The organism is Pseudomonas sp. TE3910 (assembly GCF_056279025.1).
Window position 1 is genome coordinate 294,370 of sequence record NZ_JBWBQN010000001.1, and the last position, 24,185, is coordinate 318,554.

18 protein-coding genes, 1 tRNA gene and 1 pseudogene are annotated in these 24,185 nt (G+C 56.9%); 15 read left to right on the top strand and 5 right to left on the bottom strand.

Annotation, left to right across the window (positions count from 1 at the left end; genetic code table 11):
* Positions 1-32 precede the first annotated feature (32 nt).
* The 14 genes and pseudogenes from thrS (at position 33) to ACZ9H3_RS01455 (ending at position 18,323) form a co-directional block, all read left to right on the top strand.
* Positions 33-1,956 (top strand): annotated as a pseudogene (gene thrS, locus ACZ9H3_RS01390) (threonine--tRNA ligase).
* Complete coding sequence (infC, locus tag ACZ9H3_RS01395) at positions 1,956-2,507, top strand: translation initiation factor IF-3 (protein WP_176717451.1); 552 nt, start codon at positions 1,956-1,958, stop codon at positions 2,505-2,507. Before thrS ends, infC begins: the two are co-directional and overlap by 1 nt.
* Before the next feature lie 60 nt (positions 2,508-2,567).
* On the top strand, positions 2,568-2,762 hold the full coding sequence (rpmI, locus tag ACZ9H3_RS01400; RefSeq protein ID WP_009394045.1) for a 50S ribosomal protein L35: 195 nt from the start codon (positions 2,568-2,570) through the stop codon (positions 2,760-2,762).
* A 28-nt stretch (positions 2,763-2,790) separates the two neighbouring features.
* Complete coding sequence (rplT, locus tag ACZ9H3_RS01405; protein ID WP_009394046.1) at positions 2,791-3,147, top strand: 50S ribosomal protein L20; 357 nt, start codon at positions 2,791-2,793, stop codon at positions 3,145-3,147.
* A 107-nt stretch (positions 3,148-3,254) separates the two neighbouring features.
* Positions 3,255-4,271, top strand: coding sequence for a phenylalanine--tRNA ligase subunit alpha (gene pheS / locus ACZ9H3_RS01410; RefSeq protein WP_476219127.1), 1,017 nt, complete (start codon positions 3,255-3,257; stop codon positions 4,269-4,271).
* 36 nt (positions 4,272-4,307) lie between these two features.
* Complete coding sequence (gene pheT, locus ACZ9H3_RS01415; protein ID WP_476219128.1) at positions 4,308-6,683, top strand: phenylalanine--tRNA ligase subunit beta; 2,376 nt, start codon at positions 4,308-4,310, stop codon at positions 6,681-6,683.
* A gap of 3 nt (positions 6,684-6,686) precedes the next feature.
* Entirely contained in the window at positions 6,687-6,989 is a 303-nt protein-coding gene (ihfA, locus tag ACZ9H3_RS01420) for an integration host factor subunit alpha (protein WP_002553164.1), read from the top strand.
* Positions 6,970-7,326: a MerR family transcriptional regulator gene (locus ACZ9H3_RS01425; RefSeq protein WP_010222411.1), complete on the top strand. Its 357-nt coding sequence runs from the start codon at positions 6,970-6,972 to the stop codon at positions 7,324-7,326. Before ihfA ends, ACZ9H3_RS01425 begins: the two co-directional genes overlap by 20 nt.
* 100 nt (positions 7,327-7,426) lie before the next feature.
* Positions 7,427-7,503: transfer RNA gene (locus ACZ9H3_RS01430), tRNA-Pro, on the top strand.
* Between the two features lie 518 nt (positions 7,504-8,021).
* Positions 8,022-10,769 (top strand): DUF499 domain-containing protein, encoded by a 2,748-nt coding sequence (locus ACZ9H3_RS01435; protein ID WP_476219130.1) that lies wholly within the window; start codon positions 8,022-8,024, stop codon positions 10,767-10,769.
* Positions 10,769-11,770 carry a hypothetical protein gene (locus ACZ9H3_RS01440; protein ID WP_476219132.1) on the top strand — a complete coding sequence of 334 codons (1,002 nt, stop codon included), beginning with the start codon at positions 10,769-10,771 and terminating at the stop codon, positions 11,768-11,770. The genes ACZ9H3_RS01435 and ACZ9H3_RS01440 overlap by 1 nt, the downstream gene beginning before the upstream one ends.
* Before the next feature lie 13 nt (positions 11,771-11,783).
* Positions 11,784-15,035 carry a DUF1156 domain-containing protein gene (locus tag ACZ9H3_RS01445; protein ID WP_476219134.1) on the top strand — a complete coding sequence of 1,084 codons (3,252 nt, stop codon included), beginning with the start codon at positions 11,784-11,786 and terminating at the stop codon, positions 15,033-15,035.
* Between the two features lie 3 nt (positions 15,036-15,038).
* Positions 15,039-15,539, top strand: coding sequence for a hypothetical protein (locus tag ACZ9H3_RS01450; protein WP_476219135.1), 501 nt, complete (start codon positions 15,039-15,041; stop codon positions 15,537-15,539).
* A gap of 9 nt (positions 15,540-15,548) precedes the next feature.
* The gene (locus ACZ9H3_RS01455) at positions 15,549-18,323 is read left to right on the top strand and encodes a DEAD/DEAH box helicase (protein WP_476219137.1); all 2,775 of its coding nucleotides are present in this window, start codon (positions 15,549-15,551) and stop codon (positions 18,321-18,323) included.
* Between the two features lie 8 nt (positions 18,324-18,331).
* On the opposite strand, the gene ACZ9H3_RS01460 is transcribed toward ACZ9H3_RS01455, so the two are convergent.
* The 3 genes from ACZ9H3_RS01460 to tnpB all read right to left on the bottom strand — a co-directional run bounded on the left by ACZ9H3_RS01460 (position 18,332) and on the right by tnpB (position 21,056).
* Positions 18,332-18,634 (bottom strand): hypothetical protein, encoded by a 303-nt coding sequence (locus tag ACZ9H3_RS01460; protein WP_476219138.1) that lies wholly within the window; start codon positions 18,632-18,634, stop codon positions 18,332-18,334.
* Positions 18,635-19,134: 500 nt separating this feature from the next.
* Positions 19,135-20,679, bottom strand: coding sequence for an IS66 family transposase (gene tnpC, locus ACZ9H3_RS01465; protein ID WP_476219140.1), 1,545 nt, complete (start codon positions 20,677-20,679; stop codon positions 19,135-19,137).
* Positions 20,680-20,696: 17 nt separating this feature from the next.
* Positions 20,697-21,056: an IS66 family insertion sequence element accessory protein TnpB gene (gene tnpB / locus ACZ9H3_RS01470; protein ID WP_476219142.1), complete on the bottom strand. Its 360-nt coding sequence runs from the start codon at positions 21,054-21,056 to the stop codon at positions 20,697-20,699.
* A gap of 722 nt (positions 21,057-21,778) precedes the next feature.
* Here tnpB and ACZ9H3_RS01475 point away from each other — a divergent pair.
* The gene (locus ACZ9H3_RS01475) at positions 21,779-22,561 is read left to right on the top strand and encodes an SIR2 family NAD-dependent protein deacylase (protein WP_476219144.1); all 783 of its coding nucleotides are present in this window, start codon (positions 21,779-21,781) and stop codon (positions 22,559-22,561) included.
* On the opposite strand, the gene ACZ9H3_RS01480 is transcribed toward ACZ9H3_RS01475, so the two are convergent.
* Entirely contained in the window at positions 22,558-23,094 is a 537-nt protein-coding gene (locus ACZ9H3_RS01480; RefSeq protein ID WP_476219146.1) for a GIY-YIG nuclease family protein, read from the bottom strand. The two genes, ACZ9H3_RS01475 and ACZ9H3_RS01480, sit on opposite strands and share 4 nt — an antisense overlap.
* Positions 23,095-23,149: 55 nt before the next feature.
* On the bottom strand, positions 23,150-24,172 hold the full coding sequence (locus tag ACZ9H3_RS01485; RefSeq protein ID WP_476219147.1) for a helix-turn-helix transcriptional regulator: 1,023 nt from the start codon (positions 24,170-24,172) through the stop codon (positions 23,150-23,152).
* Between the last annotated feature and the right edge of the window lie 13 nt (positions 24,173-24,185).

Genomic DNA, 24,185 nt, shown 5'->3' on the forward strand with positions numbered 1-24,185 from the left:
TGGTAGGGGTCACCACTAGGAGAGGAGGCGCCATGCCCATTATTACTCTTCCCGATGGCAGTCAACGCTCGTTCGACCAGGCGGTTACCGTCGCCCAGGTCGCAGCATCCATTGGTGCAGGTCTGGCCAAAGCCACCGTCGCCGGCAAGGTCGACGGCAAGCTGGTCGATGCGTGCGATCTGATCGAGAACGACGCCCGCCTGCAGATCATTACCCCCAAGGACGAAGAGGGGCTGGAGATCATCCGTCACTCGTGCGCTCACCTGGTCGGTCACGCCGTCAAGCAGCTGTACCCGACCGCCAAGATGGTGATCGGTCCGGTCATTGACGAAGGCTTCTATTACGATATCGCCTATGAACGTCCGTTCACCCCTGATGACATGGCTGCAATTGAGCAGCGCATGCAGCAGTTGATCGACACCGACTACGACGTCATCAAGAAGGTTACCCCGCGCGCCGAGGTCATCGAGGTGTTCAAGGCGCGTGGCGAAGACTACAAGCTGCGCCTGGTCGAAGACATGCCGAACGAGCAGGCCATGGGCCTGTACTACCACGAAGAATACGTTGACATGTGTCGCGGCCCGCACGTGCCGAACACCCGTTTCCTCAAGTCGTTCAAGCTGACCAAGCTGTCCGGTGCCTACTGGCGCGGCGATGCCAAGAACGAGCAGCTGCAGCGTGTCTACGGCACTGCCTGGGCAGACAAGAAGCAGCTGGCTGCGTATATCCAGCGCATCGAAGAAGCTGAAAAGCGCGACCATCGCAAGCTTGGCAAACGCCTGGGCCTGTTCCATACCCAGGAAGAAGCCCCGGGCATGGTGTTCTGGCACCCGAATGGCTGGACCCTGTACCAGGTGCTTGAGCAGTACATGCGCAAGGTGCAGCGTGACAACGGCTATCTGGAGATCAAGACCCCGCAAGTGGTCGATCGTACCCTGTGGGAGAAATCCGGGCACTGGGCCAACTACGCCGAAAACATGTTTACCACCGAGTCGGAAAGCCGCGATTACGCGATCAAGCCGATGAACTGCCCATGCCACGTGCAGGTGTTCAATCAAGGCCTGAAGAGCTACCGTGAGCTGCCGCTGCGTCTGGCCGAGTTCGGTGCTTGCCACCGTAACGAGCCGTCTCGGTGCGCTGCATGGCATCATGCGTGTGCGCGCCTTCACCCAGGACGACGCCCACATCTTCTGCACCGAAGAGCAGATGCAGGCCGAAGCTGCTGCGTTCATCAAGCTGACCCTGGACGTGTACGCCGATTTCGGCTTCAAGGACATCGAGCTCAAGCTCTCCACGCGTCCTGAAAAGCGTGTTGGCTCCGATGAATTGTGGGATCGCGCCGAAGGCGCACTGGCCTCTGCATTGGACAGCGCTGGCCTGGCCTACGACCTGCAGCCAGGGGAAGGTGCCTTCTACGGGCCGAAGATCGAGTTCTCGCTGAAAGACTGTCTCGGTCGTGTCTGGCAGTGTGGTACCCTGCAGCTCGACTTCAACTTGCCGATCCGTCTTGGCGCTGAGTACGTGTCCGAAGATAACGGTCGCAAGCATCCTGTCATGCTGCACCGTGCCATTCTCGGCTCCTTCGAGCGTTTCGTCGGCATTCTGATCGAGCACTATGAGGGTGCATTCCCTGCCTGGCTGGCGCCAATGCAGGCGGTGGTCATGAATATCACCGACAAACAGGCAGAATTTGCGCTGGATGTTGAAAAAACCCTCAATGAAAGCGGATTCCGTGCCAAGTCCGACTTGAGAAATGAGAAGATCGGCTTTAAAATCCGCGAGCATACGTTGCTCAAGGTTCCCTACCTTTTGGTTATTGGGGACCGGGAAGTCGAAACACAAACCGTCGCTGTGCGTACACGTGAAGGTGCTGACCTGGGCTCGATGCCTGTCGCGCAATTCGCTGAATTCCTCGCACAAGCGGTTTCCCGGCGTGGTCGCCAAGAATCGGAGTAATCATTATTAAGCGTGATATGAGACAAGATAAACGAACTGCACCGAAGGCCCCGATCAACGAGAATATCTCGGCACGCGAGGTTCGGTTAATTGGCGCTGACGGCGAGCAGATTGGCATCGTCTCGATTGATGAAGCGCTTCGTATCGCTGAAGAAGCGAAGCTGGATCTGGTAGAAATTTCTGCCGACGCAGTCCCGCCTGTCTGCCGAGTCATGGACTACGGCAAGAGCCTTTTCGAGAAGAAAAAGCAGCAGGCTGCAGCGAAGAAAAACCAGAAGATCATCCAGATTAAAGAAATTAAGTTTCGTCCAGGGACGGAGGAAGGGGATTACCAGGTAAAACTACGCAACCTGGTACGTTTCCTTACTGATGGGGACAAGACCAAAATCTCTCTGAGATTCCGTGGTCGTGAGATGGCTCACCAGGAGCTGGGTATGGAACTGTTGAAGCGGATCGAAGCTGATCTCGCGGAATACGGAACCGTCGAACAGCATCCTAAGATGGAAGGACGCCAACTTTTGATGGTCATCGCCCCCAAGAAAAAGAAATAACCACCAGGGCACGGCAGGCCTTGCGGTTATGTTTATCCACTGAATGCGGAGTATCCGAACATGCCAAAAATGAAAACCAAAAGCGGTGCCGCGAAGCGTTTCCTGAAAACCGCTTCCGGCTTCAAGCACAAGCACGCTTTTAAGAGCCACATCCTGACCAAAATGTCGACCAAGCGTAAGCGTCAACTGCGTGGTAGCAGCCTGCTGCACCCGTCTGACGTTGCAAAAGTCGAGCGCATGCTGCGCGTACGTTAATTTCGGTCAAAGATAGAGGAAGTTACTCATGGCTCGTGTAAAGCGTGGCGTCATCGCTCGTAAGCGTCACAAGAAAATCCTGAAACTGGCTAAAGGCTACTACGGCGCTCGCTCGCGCGTATTCCGTGTTGCCAAGCAAGCGGTCATCAAGGCAGGCCAATACGCCTACCGCGACCGTCGTCAGAAGAAGCGTCAGTTCCGCGCTCTGTGGATCGCTCGTATCAACGCTGGTGCTCGTAACAACGGTCTGTCTTACAGCCGTTTGATCGCTGGTCTGAAAAAAGCGTCCATCGAGATCGACCGTAAGGTTCTGGCTGATCTGGCAGTGAACGAAAAAGCGGCGTTTGCTGCGATTGTCGAGAAGGCTAAAGCCGTTCTGGCTTAAGTACCCACGACAATCATTCGCCGTCGACATTAGCGGCGAATGTTAAACGTCATAAATAGGGGAAGAGCCTGTAAGCTCTTCCCCTATTTCGTATCTGGAGTCTGTACATGGAAAACCTGGATGCGCTGGTCTCCCAAGCCCTGGATGCTGTGGAGCGCGCTGAAGACATCAATGCCCTGGAGCAGATCCGGGTTCAATTCCTTGGCAAGAAGGGCGAGCTGACTCAGGTGATGAAGACCCTGGGCAACCTGCCAGCCGAAGAGCGCCCGAAAGTCGGCGCGCTGATCAACGACGCCAAGGAACGTGTTACCGAGGTGCTCAATGCCTGCAAGGCCGCCTTCGAAGAGGCTGAGCTCAGTGCTCGTCTGGCTGCCGAATGCATTGACGTGACCCTGCCGGGCCGTGGCCAGACTTCCGGTGGTTTGCACCCGATCACCCGTACCTTGGAGCGGATCGAGCAGTTCTTCACCCATATCGGTTACGGCATCGCCGAAGGCCCAGAGGTCGAAGACGACTACCACAACTTTGAAGCGCTCAACATTCCTGGCCACCACCCGGCGCGGGCAATGCATGACACCTTCTATTTCAATGCGAACATGCTGCTGCGTACCCACACCTCGCCGGTGCAGGTGCGGACCATGGAGTCCACTCAGCCACCTATCCGCATTGTCTGCCCTGGTCGCGTCTACCGTTGCGACTCGGACCTGACCCACTCGCCGATGTTCCACCAGGTCGAAGGCCTGCTGGTTGATCGCGGGATCAATTTCGCCGATCTCAAAGGCACCATCGAAGAATTCCTGCGCGTGTTCTTCGAGAAAGAGCTGGCGGTACGTTTCCGTCCGTCGTTCTTCCCCTTCACCGAGCCGTCGGCTGAAGTCGATATTCAGTGTGTGATGTGCAGCGGCAAAGGCTGCCGTGTCTGCAAGCAGACCGGCTGGCTGGAAGTCATGGGCTGCGGCATGGTCCACCCGAACGTCCTGCGCATGTCTGGCATCGACCCTGAAGAGTACCAGGGCTTCGCCTTCGGCATGGGTGCCGAGCGCTTGGCCATGCTCCGTTACGGCGTCAACGATTTGCGTCTGTTCTTCGACAACGATTTGCGGTTCCTTGCGCAATTTCGCTAGGTCGCGCACCCGTAACGAATCTTTCAGGAGAGCAGAATGAAATTCAGTGAAAAGTGGCTGCGCGGTTGGGTCAACCCGCAGGTATCCCGTGACGAGCTGGTTGCTCGTCTGTCCATGGCTGGCCTTGAGGTCGACAGCGTCACCCCGGCAGCCGGCCAGTTCAGTGGCATCGTCGTAGGCGAGGTGCTGAGCACCGAACAACACCCGGATGCCGATAAGCTGCGTGTCTGCCAAGTCAGCAACGGTAGCGAGACCTTCCAGGTCGTGTGTGGCGCACCCAACGTTCGCCCAGGCCTGAAAATTCCGTTTGCCATGATCGGTGCCGAACTGCCGGGCGACTTCGAGATCAAGAAAGCCAAGCTGCGTGGCGTTGAGTCCAACGGCATGCTGTGCTCGGCTGCCGAGCTGCAGATCAGTGAAGAAAACGACGGTCTGCTGGAGCTGGCTGCCGATGCACCGGTTGGCCAGGACATCCGTGAGTACCTGGACCTGGACGACGCCAGCATTGAGGTCGACCTGACCCCTAACCGTGGCGACTGCCTGTCCCTGGCTGGCCTGGCCCGTGAAGTCGGCGCCCTGTATGACGCGCCCGTTACCCGCCCGGCTGTGCCTGCCGTTGCTCCGACCCATGATGACGTTCGCTCGGTCGAGGTGCTGGCCCCGGCTGCCTGCCCACGTTACCTGGGGCGTGTTATCCGTAACGTCGACCTGTCGCGTCCGACCCCATTGTGGATGGTCGAGCGCCTGCGCCGGGCTGATGTTCGCAGTATCGACGCTGCCGTCGACATCACCAACTACGTGATGCTTGAACTGGGCCAGCCGTTGCATGCATTCGATCTCGCCGAAATCAACGGCGGTATCCGTGTGCGCATGGCCGAAGAGGGCGAGAAGCTGGTCCTGCTGGATGGTCAGGAAGTTGCGCTGCGTAGCGACACCCTGGTCATTGCCGACCATGAGCGCGCTCTGGCCATTGCGGGTGTAATGGGGGGCGAGCACAGCGGTGTTTCCGCGACTACCCGTGACATCTTCCTGGAAAGCGCCTTCTTCGAGCCGATTTCGGTGGCTGGCAAGGCTCGTTCTTACGGCCTGCATACCGACGCCTCGCACCGCTACGAACGCGGTGTCGATTCGCAACTGGCCAAGGAAGCCATTGAACGTGCTACTGGCCTGCTGCTGGAGATCGTTGGCGGCGAAGCCGGCCCGGTCATCGAGGCGGTCAGCGAGCAGCATCTGCCGAACGTTGCGCCGATCACCCTGCGTGCCGACCGCATCAATCAGATGCTGGGCATGGAAATGGACAGTGCCGAAGTCGAGCGCCTGCTCAATGCTCTGGGTCTGAAAACCTCAGGTGGAGCAGGGCAGTGGCAGGTCGAGGTGCCAAGCCATCGTTTCGACATCAGCTTGGAAGTTGACCTGATCGAAGAGCTGGCCCGTCTGTACGGCTATAACCGTCTGCCGGTTCGTTACCCGCAAGCACGCCTGGCGCCGCAAGCCCGTGCCGAGTCGCGTGGCGAGCTGCCAGCACTGCGTCGTCTGCTGGTTGCCCGTGGCTATCAGGAAGCGATCACCTACAGCTTTATCGACCCTAAACTGTTTGAGCTGTTCAGCCCAGGCGTCGAGCCGCTGCTGCTGGCCAACCCGATCTCCAGCGACATGGCGGCCATGCGTGCCTCCCTGTGGCCAGGTCTGGTCAAGGCCCTGCAGCACAACCTTAACCGCCAACAGGATCGTGTGCGCCTGTTCGAAAGCGGCCAGCGCTTCGTTGGTCAGCTGGACGGTCTGCAGCAACAACCCATGCTTGCCGGCGTGGTCTGCGGTAGCCGTATGCCTGAAGGTTGGGCCAATGGCCGTGACAGCATCGATTTCTTCGATGTGAAGGCAGACGTTGAAGCACTGTTGGGCTTCTCTGGTTCGCTGGGTGATTTCACCTTTGCCGCTGGCAAGCACCCGGCACTGCACCCAGGCCAGACCGCACGCATCGAGCGTGATGGTCGCGAAGTAGGCTACCTGGGCGCCATCCACCCAGAGCTTGCGAAAACCCTGGGTCTGGATCGTCCGGTGTTTGTTTTCGAACTGGTCTTGGGCGATGTGGTTGAAGGCCGCCTGCCGAAGTTCCACGAGCTGTCGAAATTCCCGGAAGTACGTCGTGACCTGGCTTTAATTGCAGGACGTGATGTGGCTTCGAGCGCAGTGCTTGAGGTAATCCGTGAAAATGCAGGCGAGTGGCTTACAGACCTCAGGCTGTTTGACGTCTATCAGGGTAAAGGCATTGATCCCGATAGAAAAAGCCTGGCTGTTGGCTTGACCTGGCAGCATCCATCGCGCACTCTTAATGACGATGAGGTGAACGCTGCGACTCAAGACATCCTCACCTCGCTCGAACAAAGGTTGAACACCACGTTAAGGAAATAGCGTATGGGTGCTCTGACGAAAGCTGAAATGGCCGAACGGCTGTACGAGGAGCTGGGCCTGAATAAACGTGAAGCCAAGGAATTGGTCGAACTGTTTTTCGAGGAAATCAGGCACGCTCTTGAAGACAACGAGCAGGTCAAATTGTCCGGTTTCGGCAATTTCGACCTGCGTGACAAGCGCCAGCGGCCGGGCCGCAACCCGAAAACGGGTGAAGAGATCCCGATCACGGCACGTCGCGTCGTCACCTTTCGTCCAGGGCAGAAATTGAAAGCCCGAGTTGAGGCTTATGCTGGAACCAAGTCATAACGACGAGCTTCCGCCGATTCCTGGCAAACGCTACTTCACCATTGGTGAAGTCAGCGAGCTATGCGCGGTAAAACCGCACGTACTTCGTTATTGGGAGCAGGAATTTCCTCAACTCAACCCGGTCAAGCGCCGCGGAAACCGCCGGTATTATCAGCGCCAAGACGTGCTGATGATCCGGCAGATCCGCGCCTTGCTATACGACCAGGGTTTCACCATCGGCGGCGCGCGCCTGCGCCTGTCGGGTGATGAGGCCAAGGATGACACCACCCAGTACAAACAACTGATTCGGCAAATGATTGTCGAACTGGAAGATGTACTGGTGGTTCTGAAGAAATAACCCGGCAAAGGATCAGGAAAATAATACTTCCAAAATTCAAAAGCTTAAGGTACATTCTTCAACGTTCTCAGCAACATCGAGAGCGGGTTTAAAGCCCAGTCGGGGCGTAGCGCAGCCCGGTAGCGCACTTGCATGGGGTGCAAGGGGTCGAGTGTTCGAATCACTCCGTCCCGACCAAAAATCCCTAGAAAATCCAAGCGCTTACGGGTGCTTGGATTTTTTTATGCCTGTCAGTTTTTGGTTGTGGTCAAAACTTGACCAGTCTGGTTGCCAATTGGTTGCCAATTGAGATTGTCTTGCGCACACTCATGGCTGACTAGCAGCAGCTCGGCCGTGAAGGATCTACGGGATGGATGAGCGCAATAATTTAGACCATGGTGCCCGGCAGAGCATGCCCCTCTGTCCGGTTAGCCTGTGTGTGCCTTCCATGCAGGATGACGCCATCACCTCTCGGGTAGCTCCACAGCTTCACCCGATACCACACTATGCATTCCCGATGCTCAGCCCGAGCAATTCTGCTCTGGCGCTGTGTGGCGGTCCCTTACGAGTCAATCAGTGGCGGCCATTCTTGGCCTCCATCTTCGGGCCGCTGCTCCTTCCTTTTTATAAGCTGACTGACTCTGACGAATGTATTGCCGGCCCCCGCCTGTGCTTTGGCGGGGCCTGCGTTGAGATTGAATGGAGATCGAGTGCCGATGCTTGGGTTAACGTTGCGTGAGGAGTTCCGGGGCAAGCGCCTCAAAGGCACTGCCATCGAGCTTGCCAACGAGAGCAACACTGGTGCGACACAGGTTGCAGCTCAGGAATTCCTGAGCATCACCTACCCCACCCAAGATCTGCTCAAGGGGATCGAGGCCGTCGGGCCTGACCAGGGGCGTCCTGTTGTAGTGATTGGCGAGCGCGGGCTTGGTAAGTCGCACTTGATGGCGGCCCTGTACCACGCGGTCAACGACCCTGTATCGACCGCTGCCTGGCTCTCCTCATGGGTAACCACCCTGGCCGTGCCGGAGATTGCCAAGATTCGCCTGCGTGATGGCATGCTGGTGATCGGTGAAAGCCTGCACCGTCAGCGCTACAAGTTCCTCTGGGATGTGCTGCTGGAGCGTCACCCCCATGGCACATACATCCGTGGCAAATGGGAGGGTATGGGCAACGCGAAGACCGATGTCCCCTCCCAAGACCTGATTTTGGAGCTGCTCCAGAAGCAACCGACCATGCTGTTGCTGGACGAGTTCCAGACCTGGTTCGATGGGCTCAAGGATACCAAGCAGACACCAGCGGTTGCTTGGGCCTTCAATTTCATCCAGATCCTTTCCGAGATCGCTAAGGAGCATCCGGAGCTCTTGGTTCTGGTGATCTCCGTGCGCAATGGCAGCACCGATGCCTATCAGCAGGTTCACCGCGTCAACCCGGTGACCATCGACTTCAAGGCAGGCGGCAGCCCCGAGCGAATTCAGCTGGATCGTCGGCGTATGCTGCTGCACCGGCTGTTCGACAACCGGCTGCAGGTTCCTGCTGCCAACATCGAGAGCCTGCTGGCCAATCACGTCAGCGAATTCTTCCGACTGCTAGATGTGCCGGCTGCAGAGCAGGAGCGCAAGCGTCGCGATTTCACTGAGGCGTGGCCCTATGCCCCGCACCTGTTGCAGCTTCTGGAAGACCAGGTTCTGATCGCCACGGATGCCCAGGAAACCCGCGATATGATCCGCATCCTGGCCAACCTGTTCAAAAGCCGGGGAGATAGCAGCCCGATTCTAACTGCCGCCGACTTCATTCTTGATGACGACACCGCTGGCATCGGTGCGCTGCTGGATTCGGTGTCCAATCAGCAGCATCGCACCCTGCGCGAAAAGGCGCTGCGCAACATCACCTCGGTTACCGAGGCGGTGCCAGGGTACCGTTACGATGTGCCGCACCTGAAGGAGATTGTCAGCGCACTCTGGTTACGCTCGATTGCTGTCGGGAACCAGGCAGGGGCTGAGCCAGCAACTCTGCAAGTCGATATCACCCGTGCATCGGCAGTCGATGACAACGCCTTTCAGGTCGAGCTCGCCACTATTGTCGAGAACAGCTTCAACATCCACCCGGATGGTAATCGACTGGTATTCCGTGAAGAGGAAAACCCCCGGGCCAAGCTGATGGCCTGTGCTCGCAACGACAAGCTGTTTGCCGACGGGACGGATCTCGCTCAACTGGCCAAGGAGATCCGCTACGTCATCGGCGGCACCGAGGAGGTGGCGAAAAACTTCCGCGTGATTGCATTGCCCAGCACTTGGCTTTCTGACCCTTGGTCCACCCTCGAGGAAAGCGAGCAGCCTGGGCGTTGGGATGATCGCCTGCCCATTTTGGTGCTGCCGGAAGAGCCGGACCGCCTTGATGAGCGTCTCGGCCGCTGGCTCAAGGATCACCTGCAAAAAAATCGCAACACGGTACGCTTCCTGCTCCCCCGAGGAGGCTCGAAGAATGCTTTCCAGGACCGCGACCTGCTGATCCTGGCCCGCGCATCCATGAAAGCGCAGGAATGGAGCAGTCAGAGTCCCGAGTACCGGAAGCTACAGACTAAGTACCAGAGCGAGCTGCGTGACATCCTGAAGAAGCGCTTTGATCGCTTCGCTGTACTGATGCGCTGGAGCAACCAGGACCCCAGCCAATGCGCATTCGCTGTGGAGACGCTGAAGAAACAGGGAGCGCAGATCCCCGAGGACATCGAGGAAGCACTAGTCAATGACCTGTTCGTTCCAGAGGATCTTGAAGAGCTTGTCATGGAGCTCGCTTCCAACAGCGAACCTATCAGCAAGCTGCTGCGCGAACTGAAGGAGCCCCGTCCAGGTGGGCTGGACTGCATCCCATGGCTGGGGGAAACCGCCATGAAGGAGCGCGTCATCCGCCTGTGTGCACGAGGCAAGATCGCTATCAACCTGCGAGGCATGGAATACCTGCAAGCGCAGCCGGGTGAAGATGAAGAAAGCGCCTGGAAGCGCCTGCGACCCAAGCTTTCCCTCACAGGACGGCAACTGGACGAGGTATTCCTGCTGCAGCCCTCTGCCGTACCTGCTACAGGTGGCGCAGTTACCCCGATTACCCCTCCGCCACAGCCCGGTGGGCTCTTCGGTGACAGCAATGGCAATTCCGGCCAGGGAGGTGGCATGCCCCCATTCCCTGTCTCGGAGACTGGCGGCGGCACTCCACCTGCTCCTGGGGGGATTTTTGCCAACCCGTCCGACAGCACCAGTAGTAAGTCAAAAACTGTACTGCAGAATCCTGCCACCTCGCCGTTGAACCTGATTGGCAAGTTGGAAGGTTGGGGTATTGGCCCTGCCACACCTGTCGAGTCCGTGACGCTCAAACTCTCGGCCGCCACTGGCGCTCAATTGAAAGAGCTGCTGAAGAAGCTCCCGGATGGCATGGCCTTCGAGCTATCCCTTGAGAAGGAAGACAACTGATGGCACTGGATGCTGAGCTTTTACAGAAGATCACCAGCGGTACGTCCGCAGAAGCCTGGAAACTCATTGTCGAACGCGTCATGGAGATCACTAGCAAGCCGTTGGCTGCGGGTAATGCCGCTGGCGAGGTGACCCGGCGTGACCGTGAGGTGGGCTGGCTGGATCATTTTCTTGCGACCAGCAGCTGGGATCTCTGGCATGCCTTTGCTGATTCTGAAGTAAGCGGTATTCAGCAGACCTCTGACCGAGTAGCAACTTGGTGGGAACAACCGTACAGCGCCAAGGCAGTGTTGATTCTGGATGGTCTTTCGCTGCGCGAGCTGCCTTGGCTGCTCCAGGGAGCCAAGGAGCGCGGTTTTAACCTGCATGAAGTCTCAGCTACAGCCTCGGAGCTGCCGGGTGAAACCACCGAATTTGCCAAAGCCTTGGGCTTTGGCAGTCGTAGCCAACTGCAGAGCAATGGTGGCGGATTGACTCACAGGCTTGCTCCCTGCCAGACCGAAAGCATCGATTTACCCTGGCAGGACTGCGCCGGCTTGGTTAACAGCGCACCCAGCTGGGTGTTCTGGCACCACTGGCCAGACAGCAAGGTGCACGATGGTTCCGGTGCTGGCCAAGGACTGGAAGTCCTGACTCGCGATGCCGCGGAGCAACTCACCAGCGATGACTTCTGGGCTTTCGTGGAAAAACTGGCAACGGGTCGTCGACTGGTTATCACCTCTGACCATGGCTATGCCGCTACAGGCTACTTCTCGGACGCCGAAGGGGATGTAGCTGCCTACCTCAAGAAAACCTTTGCCAGCGGCCGTAGCACTGCAGGTACAGCCGAGGCTGGCCATTTTTCTCCCCCGGTTTCTCTCCAGATCGAAAACCAGCATGGGGCACACCTGATGGCGCTTGGTCGTTTGAAATGGAAAAGCCAGGGTGGATACCCGACGTTGACCCACGGTGGCTTGTCGCTGCTGGAAGTTTTATCGCCGTTCGTCGAGCTCACCAAGTAAGGATATGCGCCATATGGCAACCAAGAAAGAACTCCTGGCCCTCGAAGTCGCCAAGGCTGTTGGTGCCGGCAAAGCCGTTGCGCTGGAAACCGTGGATTTCAACGATCCGAATCGCCCCAAGACCTGCCTGGAGGTCGACTTCCCGATCCTCCCGGTCAACCAGGTGGCGATCATCGAGGGGAACGCAGGCAAGCCGATCTACCAGATGTCGAAATGGTGGGCACGTCGTCGCTCCAGCGTTTTCCGCTCCATGCTGATTGCGGCAGCCACCAAGGCTCCGGAGGACAAGTCGCACGCAGCCAAGCTGGTATGGGACAACTACTATGCCAACCACCAGAAGAAGGGGGCCTTCAAGGATCTGAAGGTGGCGGACATTTTCATGGGGGGTGGCACCACGCTAGTGGAGGGCTCACGCCTTGGCATGCAGATGATCGGTAATGACCTGAATCCAGTCGCGTGGTTTGTGGTCAAGCAGGAGCTGGCCAACGTCGATCTGGAGGAAGTAAAACGCCTGCTCGCCGACATCGAGGCCGAAGTCAAGCCGCAGATCATGCCGTACTACTACTGTGATGGCCCGAATGGTGAGAAAGGCAGCTGGACGCATCTGCCGACCCAGAAGGTGATGCCCGCCGGCTTCGACCCGCTGAGCATTCCGCGTGAGGAGCGCAAAGACTATCGCTACGAAGGCCCGGAGATCATCTACACCTTCTGGGCCAAGCACGGCCCTTGCCAGGTGACCGGCTGCGGCCATCGAACACCGATCATGACCAGTCCGGTGATGGCGGTGAAAACTCTGTCCGTCAAGCACTGGGAGCATGCCTGCAGCAACTGTGGCGGTGAATTCCATATTGAGGAACACTCTGCGCGGATGGCACCCGACGTGCCGTTGTATGTGGCACCGTCGGAGCATCCGTTCGCCATCCTTGATGTCGAGAAGGGTGTGAGCTGTCCGCATTGTGGCAGCAGTATCAAGGCCCAACTACGCATCAAGGATGGTCTGGCGCTGGAAGGCACTCGTGGGCAAATCAAGCTTGGCAAGGGCAAAAATAAGAAGGTCGAGCTGAGTCTGCTGGTGCATCCGCAATGGCTAGCAGGCTCGCCAAAGCTGGATGTGAACGGCCAGCCCTTCGGTGGTTCGGCGCAGGATGACGTGGGTGCGACTACGCGCTGGGATAATGAGCGAGCATCCAAAATTCGTCTGCTAGAGGTGCGAGGTGCACTGCCGGACCAAGTGACTTGCCCAGAAACGAAGATCACCTTTGCGCCGGAAAACGGCACAGTGCCGAAGCGCTCCAACTTTGCCTGCGCGGCCTGCGGCACAGTGCAAGACGTCATGAGCTCTATCAAGGCCACCAAGAAAAGCGGCCAAATGGCAGCATATGCCGTTCAAGGCTACGCGCCCAAGCGGGATGAAGCAGGCAAACCCTACAGCGGGCGCTTCTTCGCACCTTATGAAATAGCACATGCCCATCAACATGACGCTGCGTTCGCGGAATGGGAAGCGCGCAAGGATGCTGACCTGAAGGACTACTGGCCGCGCTCTGAAGTGCCCTATGGGTTCATGACAGCTATTGCCAACAGTGATATCCGTGAAAACTACGGCTTCACGCACTGGTGGACGATGTTCAACCCGCGCCAACTGCTGGTGCACGCTCAACTGCTCAAAGCCATTGTCGAAGTCGGGGACTACGACTGGCGGGTGCGGGAGTTTGTGCTGGGGGCCTTCCAGCAATATTTACGCAATCAAAATCTTTTTTGTTTTTGGGATAGCGGTTACGACAAGCTCGTGCCGCACATGAGCAACAACAACTATCACCCGAAGAACAATGTCGTTGAAAACAGTGTTTTTCCAGCGCTGGGTCGTGGCAATTGGGCGTCGTGTATCGAAGGGATCAATGAGGGCCGAGAATGGGCGGCTGAACCGTGGGATTCGGTGAGCATCGAAGCGCTGAAGCGCCGCGACTCTGCGCTTGCTGGTCAGCTAAGTGGGAAGAGCGAAAAAGTGTTCCCCGGCGACCCGGTGCTAGATGTGGTCGTGCATCAGGGCTCGTCCACCGATCTGACTCAGCTAGAAAGTGCCAGCCTTGATCTGGTCATCACCGATCCGCCTTTCGGCGGCCTGTTGCACTACTCGGAGCTGGCCGACTTTTTCTACGTCTGGCTCCGCCTGGTGCTTAAGGGCAAGTACCCAGAGATTTTCAGTGCAGAGTACACACCCAAGTCGCTGGAGGCCGTGGCCAACAAAGCACGGGAGCCAGAAGACCCGGATGGCTTCTACCAGCGCTTGCTCACGCAGTGCTGGCGCGAGGCGCATCGCCTCCTGAAGCCCAGCGGCATCCTGGCCTTCACCTTCCATCACAGCGAGGATGAGCCGTGGGTGGCAGTGCTGGAGTCGTTGTTCGATGCGGGCTTCTATCTCGAAGCTACCTATCCGATTCGCTCCGACGAAACAAAAGGCGAAGGAGAGTTCGGTTCGAAGACCATCGAGTACGACATCATCCACGTCTGCCGCAAACGCACCGAAGAGCCCAAACCGGTGAGCTGGGGCCGCATGCGCCGCGAGGTATTGGCTGAGGTTCGCCAACTGCAAGGCATGCTGGAAAACCACTCCAAGGAGGGTTTGCCATCGGCTGACCTGCAGGTGATTCGTCGCGGTAAGGCTCTGGAGTATTTCTCTCGCCACTACGGCAAGGTCTATGTCGATGAAGGCCGAGTGATCAATGTGCGGGATGCCCTAGTGGGTATCAACCAGCTGATCGATGAGGACGCTAACCGTACTCAGGAGCCACCACCGGTCAACGCCGAACCCGTTACTCGTCAGTTCCTGCGTATCTACGAGGGACAGACTGAAGTCGCCCGCGATCAGATGCAAAAGCACCTGCGTGGCTCCGGCATGGCCCCTGATGAGTTCGTAGAGCGTGGCTGGTGTGAGGAAAAGAAAAAGGTCTTCTACATGGTCGAGCCGCTGGCATTCGCACAAAGCTGGCAGGGCAAGCATCGTCGCAAGCTGACCTCGGACCTTGACCAGGCGCTGGTGCTGATGGGCGCATGCTTCGACAACAGTGGGATCAATGCTGCCGATACCTTGAAGAATGAAAACTTCAAACCCCACGCCGCGCTCAAGGGACTGCTGGATTGGTTGTCCAAGCGTGCGGCGACCGAACCGATGCGCCATGCCGCCTCGCGGGCGCTCACCATCTACAACGGCTGGGCATCCAGTCACAAGGAAGCCGTGCAGCAAATGGCGCTGTTCCAGGAGGATTAAGGCATGAAGCAGTTGCTCGACAGCGTTTGGATGCGCAGGGGAACCAGCTGGATTTGGGATGCGGAAGCATTGGCACAGGTTTGTGTTGCTAGTGAGGTCTGGAGCCTGAGGCAATTCATCCAGGCTGCCAGAAACTGGCCGGATGACCTGCCGAGCAACGACAACAATACCCTTGTGGTAGCCGGGCTGGAGGGCAGCCTGGATGTGCTCCCTCCTGACGAGGCCGAGGACTGGCTGGCGGCAGAGGTCAAGGGTGCCTTGCTTTCCTTCCAGAGCTATTACGAGGGGCAGGCAGCACTGATGTTCTGGATGCCCTCCGGCGCTGGTCGGCTCACGACAAACCCGGCCACCGATGCGGTGGCCTGGCGTTGTGCGCATCCTCACTCTGATGCTGCCCTGGATTTTGGCCGCGTGCTCTGGGGGGAGGCCACCGACTACCCGCAGGAGATCCTCTTGCGCCCAGGGGCCAAAGCATCGGGCCTCTTCCATCTGCGGATTACCTGAGTCGTGACGATGAGCGCTGAGCTTCATTTCTCTCCTGGTGAGCAGATCACGCATGCCGAGTTTGGGCAGGGGGTTGTTACCGAGCCGCCTCGGGATGGATACCTGGGGGCGCTGTTTGTCGGCGTTGGTCTACGACGTGTCCCTGTTCACCTGGTCCGGCGTGAGTTGTCGCGCACCCAGCGCATTTTGCAGGCGGTTGCAGGTGGCAGCGAGCGTGCGCGCAAGGCCTGGCTAGCCTATGAGGCACATGCGTTGCCGGCGATGGAAAGCGCGTCTGCACTGACCTCGGCCCGCATTGATCTTCTGCCCCACCAGGTAGTGCTGACCCACCGCATTGCCACCGCCTCACCCAGACGCTACCTGATTGCCGATGAGGTGGGGCTAGGCAAGACCATCGAAACGGCGCTGATCCTGCGCGAGCTGGCGAGCCGCGGAGAGCTGAACCGTGCCTTGATGGTGGTTCCTGCGGGCCTGGTGAACAACTGGCATCGTGAGCTGAACGACGTGTTCAATCTCGACTTCGAGGTATTCGGTTCGGAGGGCGACATCACCGACCGCAAGACAAATGCCTTCGCCAAGCACGACCGCTTGATCGCCAGCATCGATACCCTCAAGCGGCCTGCACGCATCAAGCGCCTGCTGGAAGCCCCACGCTGGGATCTGGTGGTGTTCGACGAAGCGCACCACCTGACAGCTCATCGCAGCAGCGGAAACAAGGTCAAGAAAACCGAAAACTACAAGCTGGCCGAGGCACTGAAGGATCATGCTCGTGGCCTGCTGCTGCTTTCGGCCACCCCTCACCAGGGCAATCATTTCCAATTCTGGATGCTGGTGCAGTTGCTCAACCCGACCCTGTTCAAAGGGCCGGAGGAGATGGTCGATCACCGATATCGGCTGAATACGGTGATGTTCCGCCGTACCAAGGCGGATGCCTGCCAACCGGATGGCTCACCGCTGTTTGCTCGTCGCTGGGTGCATACAGAGTCGTTCGTGATGAACGAGGCAGAAAAGCGCTTCTATGAGCGCTTGCGTGAGTATCTGGAGGAAGGCTTTGACCTGGCCAAGCGTCAGGGCAACCAGGGCCGGGCCTTGGGGTTCCTGATGGCCATCTTCCAGAAAATCGCGGCCTCAAGCTTTGCGGCTGTACGGCGCACCCTCAAGCGCCGCCTGTTGATGTTGACCCTGCATGAAGCGCTGCTGCGTGACAAAGATCTTGACATCGAGGGGCGTGAGCGACTTAACGAAGAAGCGCGTGAAATGATCCATGAGCAGTTCAATCTGCCACGTGACATCATCGGCCGCAGCGAGGTCGATCGTGTGATGGCAGATCTGCGCCATCGCCTGATCAAGAAGCTGGATGATGATGTCCTGGAAATGGCTTCCGATCCCTACGGTAGCGAATTTTCATCGACGCATTCGGAAGAGGCAGCTTCTGCCGTTGTTGAGCTCCACCTACCAGAGGAGCGCCTGCGAATTGGTGACCTGTTGGCCTCCTTCCCCCAGCAAAGGGAGACCAAGGCGCAAAAGCTGCTCGATGGCTTGGGTTACCTATGGCGGCAGAATCCTGAGGAAAAGGTAGTAATCTTCGCGACCTACCTGGGAACGGTAGAAATGATCTCCCAGGAAATCGAGGCAACCTACCCAGGCCAGGGTGTTGTCGTGCTCAGGGGCGGTGATCATGGTGCAAAAGTGGCTGCGGAGCGCCGCTTCCGGCAGAAGGATGGCCCGCGAGTACTGGTGTGTACGGCAGCCGGACGTGAAGGGATCAATTTGCAATTTGCGCGCATCCTGTTCAACTTCGACCTGCCCTGGAATCCGATGGATGTAGAGCAACGTATCGGTCGCATCCACCGCTACGGGCAGAACCATACGGCTCAGGTCTATAACTTGGTGCTCTCGGATACCATCGAGGGGCGGATTTTCCTGCTTCTAGATGAGAAACTTACCGAAATCGCTCGAACTGTCGGCAAGGTCGATGAGCAAGGCAATGTAGCCGAAGATTTGCGCTCCCAGATCCTTGGTCAGCTCTCCGAACGGCTCAACTACGACCGCCTGTACCAGGAAGCGCTTTCCGACCCAACCCTGCGTCGTACTCAGGTGGAGCTCGAAGCGGCGCTCTCCAACTCCAGCGAGGCTCGCAAGGTTGTCTTCGATCTCTTTCAGGATCTGGAGGGCTTCAGCCTCGATGATTACCAGCCTTTCTCCGACGTGTCCTCCAGCATGGATCGCTTGGTGCGCTTCATGTCGTCGGCCCTGGCAGACCGCCAGCAGCGCTTGGTGAAGATTGACGAAAATACCTGCGATCTCGTCGCCCAAGATGGCTCGCGCAAGCTGCGCTTTACGCTGGATCGCGATATTGCCACCAGCAGTGACGATGTCGACCTGATGGGCCTTGACCACCCATTGGTACAGCAGGAACTGGGGCGTTGGCGCAGCCTGCCCCCTGAAGAGATCGGCATTGCCGTACTGGGAGATCAGGGTGAACCTGTGCTGGTGTCGCTCTGGATCGTTGAAACCTCAACCAGTGCTGGTGAGCGTCGAGTGGTCTTGCAACCAATAGCCGTGAAGGCAGATGGAACACGTGTCCCGATGGTAGAGCGGCAATGTGAGAAATACCTGCAGGCTGCACCGGCCACCCCTTGCTTCTCTCCTGAACAGCGACAGGAACTGTTTTCGCAGTTGGTAGAGCCCACTTTACAGCGCGAACTGAGACATAAAGGGGCGGCCAACGGCGATGGGAGCTATTCGGCTGAGCTGATCGGATATATCGAGATCGTTGGGTAGCTTGCTGGCTAAAGCCAGTGTCCTGGTACCTCGACTCCATAGTTTTTTGCCACGGTCTGCAGTGTGGCAATAATCTCGGCATGTCGTGTTTGGTCGGCCGGCGGCCAGATTGCGCGACGATCCAGTAGGCTTTTCAGCTCGCCCAGGTTGTACATGTCCAGGCGGTAGAGGTTGCTCCAACTAGGGATGCCGAACAGGTTGTAGATCGTGACAGTTGCATCGCGCTCGCTGGCAAGGCGCTTGTCGCCGGTTAGTTTCTCGGCCGCCTCTTCGGCTTCGTCACGGTCGTCGTAGGTGTTGAGCAGTTTCATTCGGTATTTGATATGGAAGGAGCGGGCTGGGGATTGTGCCTGAGCTTCGAAGGTCTGGGTAGCAAGGATGAGTGAAAATTATGATAGTCATCGGTTAAACATGTGGCGAGCAGCTTATTAATCTGGGCATCAGCAGTGATGGTGTAATTTAATTTATTTGCGTTGCAGTTAAAGAAGTAGCCTCGATTACCAATGATATTTTGCCAAGCCTCAGCTATCTCTATCTCTTCGTGCCGCCCGCTATAAAATTACGCTGTTAAAGAAAAACGGGATGGGTATAGAGATCTTTGTTGTCTCCTTGCTCTACACAACACATAAAAAATCCGCTAAAAATCTAGCGGATTTGATTTGAATTCGCGAATGTAATCCGACTTTTGATTATGGGTCAGGATGCATTTGTTTTGCGGGGTTTAATTACGGAAGTATAATAGAGTGGACCACACCCCTCATTGGCAGTAACCGATCCATGATCCCCACCTACCGCGAAGTTGTGATCGAGGTTACCGTGGCATTTCCGGTAAGCAGCTCCACGGCAACAACGCTTCGTAGTCGGCCACCGACTGCGCATGTGGCAGGCGCTCTAGTACGTGGCGCAGCCACGTATAGGGCTCTTGGCCGTTGACCTTGGCGGTCTCGACCAAACTGTAGATCTGGGCACTGGCCGTTGCACCTTTGAGCGTATCACTGAACAACCAAGCCTTGCGCCCGATCACAAATGGTTTTATTGCACGCTCTGCCCGGTTGTTGTCGATCGGTAAAAAACCAGCCTCCACGTAGCGCTCCAGCCGGCTCCAGTTGCTGGCCAGATAATTAACAGCCTTGCCCAGGACACTTTGTGGCGTCACTTGCGGCTGCGCTTTATCCAACCAGCTTTTCAACTGAGCCAGGATCGGCAGGCTCTTTTCCTGACGGACGATAAATCGCTGCTCATCGCTGACGTCCTTGAGGTCTCGCTCTATGCCGTACAACTTGTTGATCATCGTTAGCGCGATATCGGCACGTCCTGTCTTGCCCTTGGGTTGCACTTTTTGAGCGTCCACGAACTTGCGTCGCGCATGGGCCATGCATGCCAGACGCTCCACGCCCGGTTGCAGCGCCAATGCGTTATAACCGGCGTAATCATCGGTCATGATGTAGCCACGATAACTTTCCAGCAGGCGCAGCGGCACCTCCTGCGCACGACTGGAGGTGTAGTCGAAGAGCACGACTTTTCGATCCGGAGGCCCGCTGGCTTGCACCCACATCCAGGATTGGCTGGTCGGGTCTCGATCCGGTTCTTTAAGCACCTGGACGCGGGTTTCATCGCAGTGGATGACGGGGCTTTCCAGCAACCGGTCGCGCATCAGATTCAGTAGCGGTTGCAAGTGCTCGCCGCACTGGATAATCCAACGGGCGAGAGTCTGACGCGGAATATCGATACCATGTCGGCTCAGCACCGTCTCGAAACGATGCAGCGGCAAGCCATCGACATACTTGGTGGTCAACAACATCGCCAGGACACTCGGACTGGCCATGCTCTTTTCGATCAATTGAGCAGGTTTGTCAGCGGTGACCGGAGCCGTTTCGCAACCGCGACAACCGTAGACTTTGCGGATGTGTTTGATGACCCGGATCTGCATCGGCACGATATCCAGCTGCTCGCTGGTTTCTTCACTGATCACATGCTTGCGGCAACCGCAGACACAGGTCAGTTCGTGCTCAGGCAGTTCGTGGATGACTTCGATACGCGGCAGGTCAGCCGACAACGGTTTGCGTTTGCCACGGCGTATGGTCGGCGAAACGACTTCTTCTTCGGTATCGACGATGAGCGATATCGGCACGCTTTCTGGCTCGTTGAACAGAGCCAGTTGCGGCGTGTTCGGCTCCACTGTCTGTTCGGATTTACGTCCGAATAGACGGTCGCGCAGCAACTTGATCTGTCCTTTCAAATCGACGATGTGGGTCTGGTAGGACTGAGCCACTTCCTCTTGACGGCTGAATGCCTCAAGCAGCATTTGCTTGAGCAAAACAGGATCGTCTGGAAGATCGTCAGGCATGAAAGTCATGCCCGGATTATACCGGGTCAGGCCACGAAACGTGGAGTCAGAACTTGATGAGGGCGGTTGCGCCAGAGATCAAAACCATCAAGCAGCCAGTTCAACTCCTGGAGGCTCAACATCATGGCTTCATCGGTAGCGTCGGGCGATGTTTTGAACCGTTCTGACTCGAGACGCTTGAGCCAAAGGCAGAAACCGTTGCGCTCCCAGTAGAGGATTTTTACTCGGTTACGGTGGCGACTCAGAAAAACAAAAAGCACGGGGTCGAACACGGCGACCTTGATATCCAGCTCGACCAAAGCGGCCAAGCCATCGATGGATTTTCGGAAGTCCACGGGCTTGGGGTAGAGGTATACCTTTTCGACTTTGGCGTCGGGTCGCATCATGGCGGGCTGGCTCCAGAGAAAATCGGGAGCACAGCATCGGGGATCAGTGGGCGGCTTTGAATGTGGGGTTCATGGATCCCTTACGTATCAGTTGGGCGGGCAAAGCGCTGGGGCGGCTGTACGAGACTGGTGCAAAGGGCCAGGCGCCAAACTTTGAGCAGGCTGCTTACTGGTACCGAAAGGCAGTCGAATCTGCATTGTTTAGGGGTTAAAGGCATGATCATTGGAGCTTGGAGCATGTATGCGCTGCAAAGTCTGATCTTGATTTTACTGTCATTTCAGTATTTGCAGCATACTAAAATCTCGAGTTTGATTAACCACTGGCAAGTTAACCTTCAGGAGCAGCGGCAGAGTACCTGTTTCCACATTGAGGAGAACCGCGAGCTCAGATCAGCCCTGCGAGCGGAGCAAGCGCACGTAGAGCAACTACAGCGCCAGGTGGAGATCTTGAGGGCTTTGCTTCCTGTAGTTTAAAAGTTATAAATTCTATTTCACTTCAAGCGTAATTGAGAGGGCCGATTATGCCCGTAAGGCCAAGACCTTTTACATTAGTATGCTGCGAATGTGGCTGGAAGAAGACGGTTGCGCCACTGAGCGATGCCCTAAGCCCAGCAGACTCGTGTGAGCGATGTGGGCATGATGCGTTGAGCTTGCAAGCAACTAGCGCGATCGACCGCATACTGGCCGAGTGGTACGCGAGGTTGCGGAGATAAGGGCGACTTATGATTGAGTTTCTTGGGGCGCGTTTACGTCGCGCGCATCATGTGGTGGTGTTCACAGGCGCGGGTGTCTCGGCAGAGAGTGGCATACCAACATTTCGCGATGCCTTGAACGGTCTATGGGAATCATTCGACCCCGCTGCTTTGGCGGCTGCCAATGCCTTTCGCATGGATCCTGCGTTGGTATGGGGGTGGTACGAATGGCGACGAGCGATGGTACTTGCCGCTATCCCTAATCCTGCCCATTTGGCTATAACTAAACTTTCTGATCAATTGCCCAAGCTGACGCTAATTACCCAGAATGTTGACGATTTACATGAGCGGGCGGGTTGTCATGAGGTCATTCATTTGCATGGTAGCTTGAACACGCCACGTTGCTTTGCGTGTGCACGCCCCTATAAATGGAATATAGAGGCTGAGCATGAAATTAAGAATATGTGCAGGATCGAGCCACCACGCTGTCAGCATTGCAACGGTAAAATCCGACCAGGGGTGGTCTGGTTCGGGGAGTCACTACCGGAGCAGCCTTGGCGCAAAGCGCTAGCAGCTGCTAAAGATTGTGATCTGCTGCTTTCAATCGGGACTTCGGGCTTGGTGCAACCTGCGGCAGAAATTCCCAGAATCGCTAGAGAGCACGGTGCTTTGATTGTGCATATCAATCTCGACTCCGAGGCGTTTGAAGAGGAGAAGGCGTTTAGGCTGGTCGGTAGAGCGGCAGAAATTCTACCGCGCTTACTTGACCAGATGAGCGAAGAGCAAAGGTTTCCTAGCCGACCGATAGCTTAGCGAGCACCTTGCCTGCCGAACATAGGCCCATTCAGTGCCCATAAACCATCCTCAATGGCTTGGATGACGCTATTGTCGACATTCTGAGCGAACCGCCATGCTTGAATGTTCAACGCTCCTTCTAGTTCTGGCAACCAGTGGCAGAGCTGCATGGCATAGGTGCCTTTGTTGCCGAATCCCAAGTGCTGCTTGATTCGTGAGTGCAGGTCTGTGGAGCTTCCAACATACAGCAATGCAGAGGCAGCATTTATTCGGCAGTAGGCCCGATCATTTCTCCCGGCTGACTTTGCCGCCTTAAATGCTTGATGCAGAGTTTCAGATAAAGTTTGCTCGACGGTGAATTGATATATGTAACGCCCTTTGGGGGCGGACAAGGATTTCAATTTTTCCAGCAACGTAGCGCGATTGCCATTGTGGATTGCACTAAAGGGAATGCTTACCTGGTATGACTCATCGATAGTTGCCTCTTGAACGCCCGCGGCCAGGTTGTGTAGCTGGGTGGCAATACTATTCAGCATGGAAGAATTTAGCATGATGTTGTTACTTCATTCGAGCTGGGTTGAACACGTGACGAGTTATGCCGACTGCTTACGGTGAGCAATCCTCATGCTCATACGCTGCGACAGCGCGGCGTAATGAGTCGCACACTTGTTGGCGAAGTGTTGCAGGCTCATGTACCACGAATGAATCTCCTAGTGAGAGAATCCACCAGTGCAGTTGCCAGGTATTAGTTACAGTCGCTTGAAGCTGGAAGCCTTGAGCCAACGGCTCAAGCACCATATCTGTGCTCAAAGGCGTCTCCCGAATCAAACGAGCTTGCTGCTCACTCACCCAGGCCTTGAGGCAGATTTTTTCCGGCTTGCCGAAGTGCAAGGCGTCGGTGGCGAGGTAGGTTTGCAACTCGAAGGACTCCAGCCCCTGGCAGGTCGAGTCGAGCACCTTCACTGAGCGGAAGCGGTGTACCGCGAATTGTCGGACATCGGTGTAGGGGGCTGCGGTTGCAATCAGGTAGGTGACCAGTCCGCGCTGTACGATGGCCAACGGATTGAGGGTCAACTCGCTCTGCTTGTCGCTGTGCGCAGAGTAGTACTGACACCGAACCTGCTGTTCGCTAATCAATGCGTGCTGCAGGGCCTCTAGGGTTTCTGGCTGGATCTGCGGGGCGCGGAGATTGAAGTCAGGTCGAACACTTGCCACTTTGTTGGGCCAGCGAGCGGCAGGGTTATCGCCTCCGAGGCCTCTGAGCTTTTGCCGAGCGTGCTCGAAGCGTGGTTCTAGCGTGCTTAACATACTCCCCGGTAGCAACGGGCGAACAGCATCCTCCACCAGAGTGAGGCTCACCGCTTCAGTCAGAGTAATGCCCTGCAACTCGACACTCACACCTGGCTTCCAGAACCAACCGAATGGTGTGCCTGCATCGTTGCATTGTAACGGGAACACCAGAGAAAGGTCATGCAGGTCGCGTTCGACGCTGCGGCGGCTGATTGAGTAGCCAGCAGCCGTCAGGCGGGTATGCAATTCAGTCACGGTGATGCCGGGAGAGCGTTTGGGAAGTTGCTGTAGCAGCTCCCATTGACGGCTCAAGGCGTTGTGGGTCTTGGTAGAGGGCACAAAACGCATCCTT

What these genes read in the sequence shown, in the direction of transcription:
- rpmI (WP_009394045.1), top strand. Translation starts at nt 2,568, where the DNA reads ATGCCAAAAATGAAAACCAAAAGCGGTGCCGCGAAGCGTTTCCTGAAA.
- rplT (WP_009394046.1), top strand. Translation starts at nt 2,791, where the DNA reads ATGGCTCGTGTAAAGCGTGGCGTCATCGCTCGTAAGCGTCACAAGAAA.
- pheS (WP_476219127.1), top strand. Translation starts at nt 3,255, where the DNA reads ATGGAAAACCTGGATGCGCTGGTCTCCCAAGCCCTGGATGCTGTGGAG.
- pheT (WP_476219128.1), top strand. Translation starts at nt 4,308, where the DNA reads ATGAAATTCAGTGAAAAGTGGCTGCGCGGTTGGGTCAACCCGCAGGTA.
- ihfA (WP_002553164.1), top strand. Translation starts at nt 6,687, where the DNA reads ATGGGTGCTCTGACGAAAGCTGAAATGGCCGAACGGCTGTACGAGGAG.
- ACZ9H3_RS01425 (WP_010222411.1), top strand. Translation starts at nt 6,970, where the DNA reads ATGCTGGAACCAAGTCATAACGACGAGCTTCCGCCGATTCCTGGCAAA.
- ACZ9H3_RS01435 (WP_476219130.1), top strand. Translation starts at nt 8,022, where the DNA reads ATGCTTGGGTTAACGTTGCGTGAGGAGTTCCGGGGCAAGCGCCTCAAA.
- ACZ9H3_RS01440 (WP_476219132.1), top strand. Translation starts at nt 10,769, where the DNA reads ATGGCACTGGATGCTGAGCTTTTACAGAAGATCACCAGCGGTACGTCC.
- ACZ9H3_RS01445 (WP_476219134.1), top strand. Translation starts at nt 11,784, where the DNA reads ATGGCAACCAAGAAAGAACTCCTGGCCCTCGAAGTCGCCAAGGCTGTT.
- ACZ9H3_RS01450 (WP_476219135.1), top strand. Translation starts at nt 15,039, where the DNA reads ATGAAGCAGTTGCTCGACAGCGTTTGGATGCGCAGGGGAACCAGCTGG.
- ACZ9H3_RS01455 (WP_476219137.1), top strand. Translation starts at nt 15,549, where the DNA reads ATGAGCGCTGAGCTTCATTTCTCTCCTGGTGAGCAGATCACGCATGCC.
- ACZ9H3_RS01460 (WP_476219138.1), bottom strand. Translation starts at nt 18,634, where the DNA reads ATGAAACTGCTCAACACCTACGACGACCGTGACGAAGCCGAAGAGGCG.
- tnpC (WP_476219140.1), bottom strand. Translation starts at nt 20,679, where the DNA reads ATGACTTTCATGCCTGACGATCTTCCAGACGATCCTGTTTTGCTCAAG.
- tnpB (WP_476219142.1), bottom strand. Translation starts at nt 21,056, where the DNA reads ATGATGCGACCCGACGCCAAAGTCGAAAAGGTATACCTCTACCCCAAG.
- ACZ9H3_RS01475 (WP_476219144.1), top strand. Translation starts at nt 21,779, where the DNA reads ATGATTGAGTTTCTTGGGGCGCGTTTACGTCGCGCGCATCATGTGGTG.
- ACZ9H3_RS01480 (WP_476219146.1), bottom strand. Translation starts at nt 23,094, where the DNA reads ATGCTAAATTCTTCCATGCTGAATAGTATTGCCACCCAGCTACACAAC.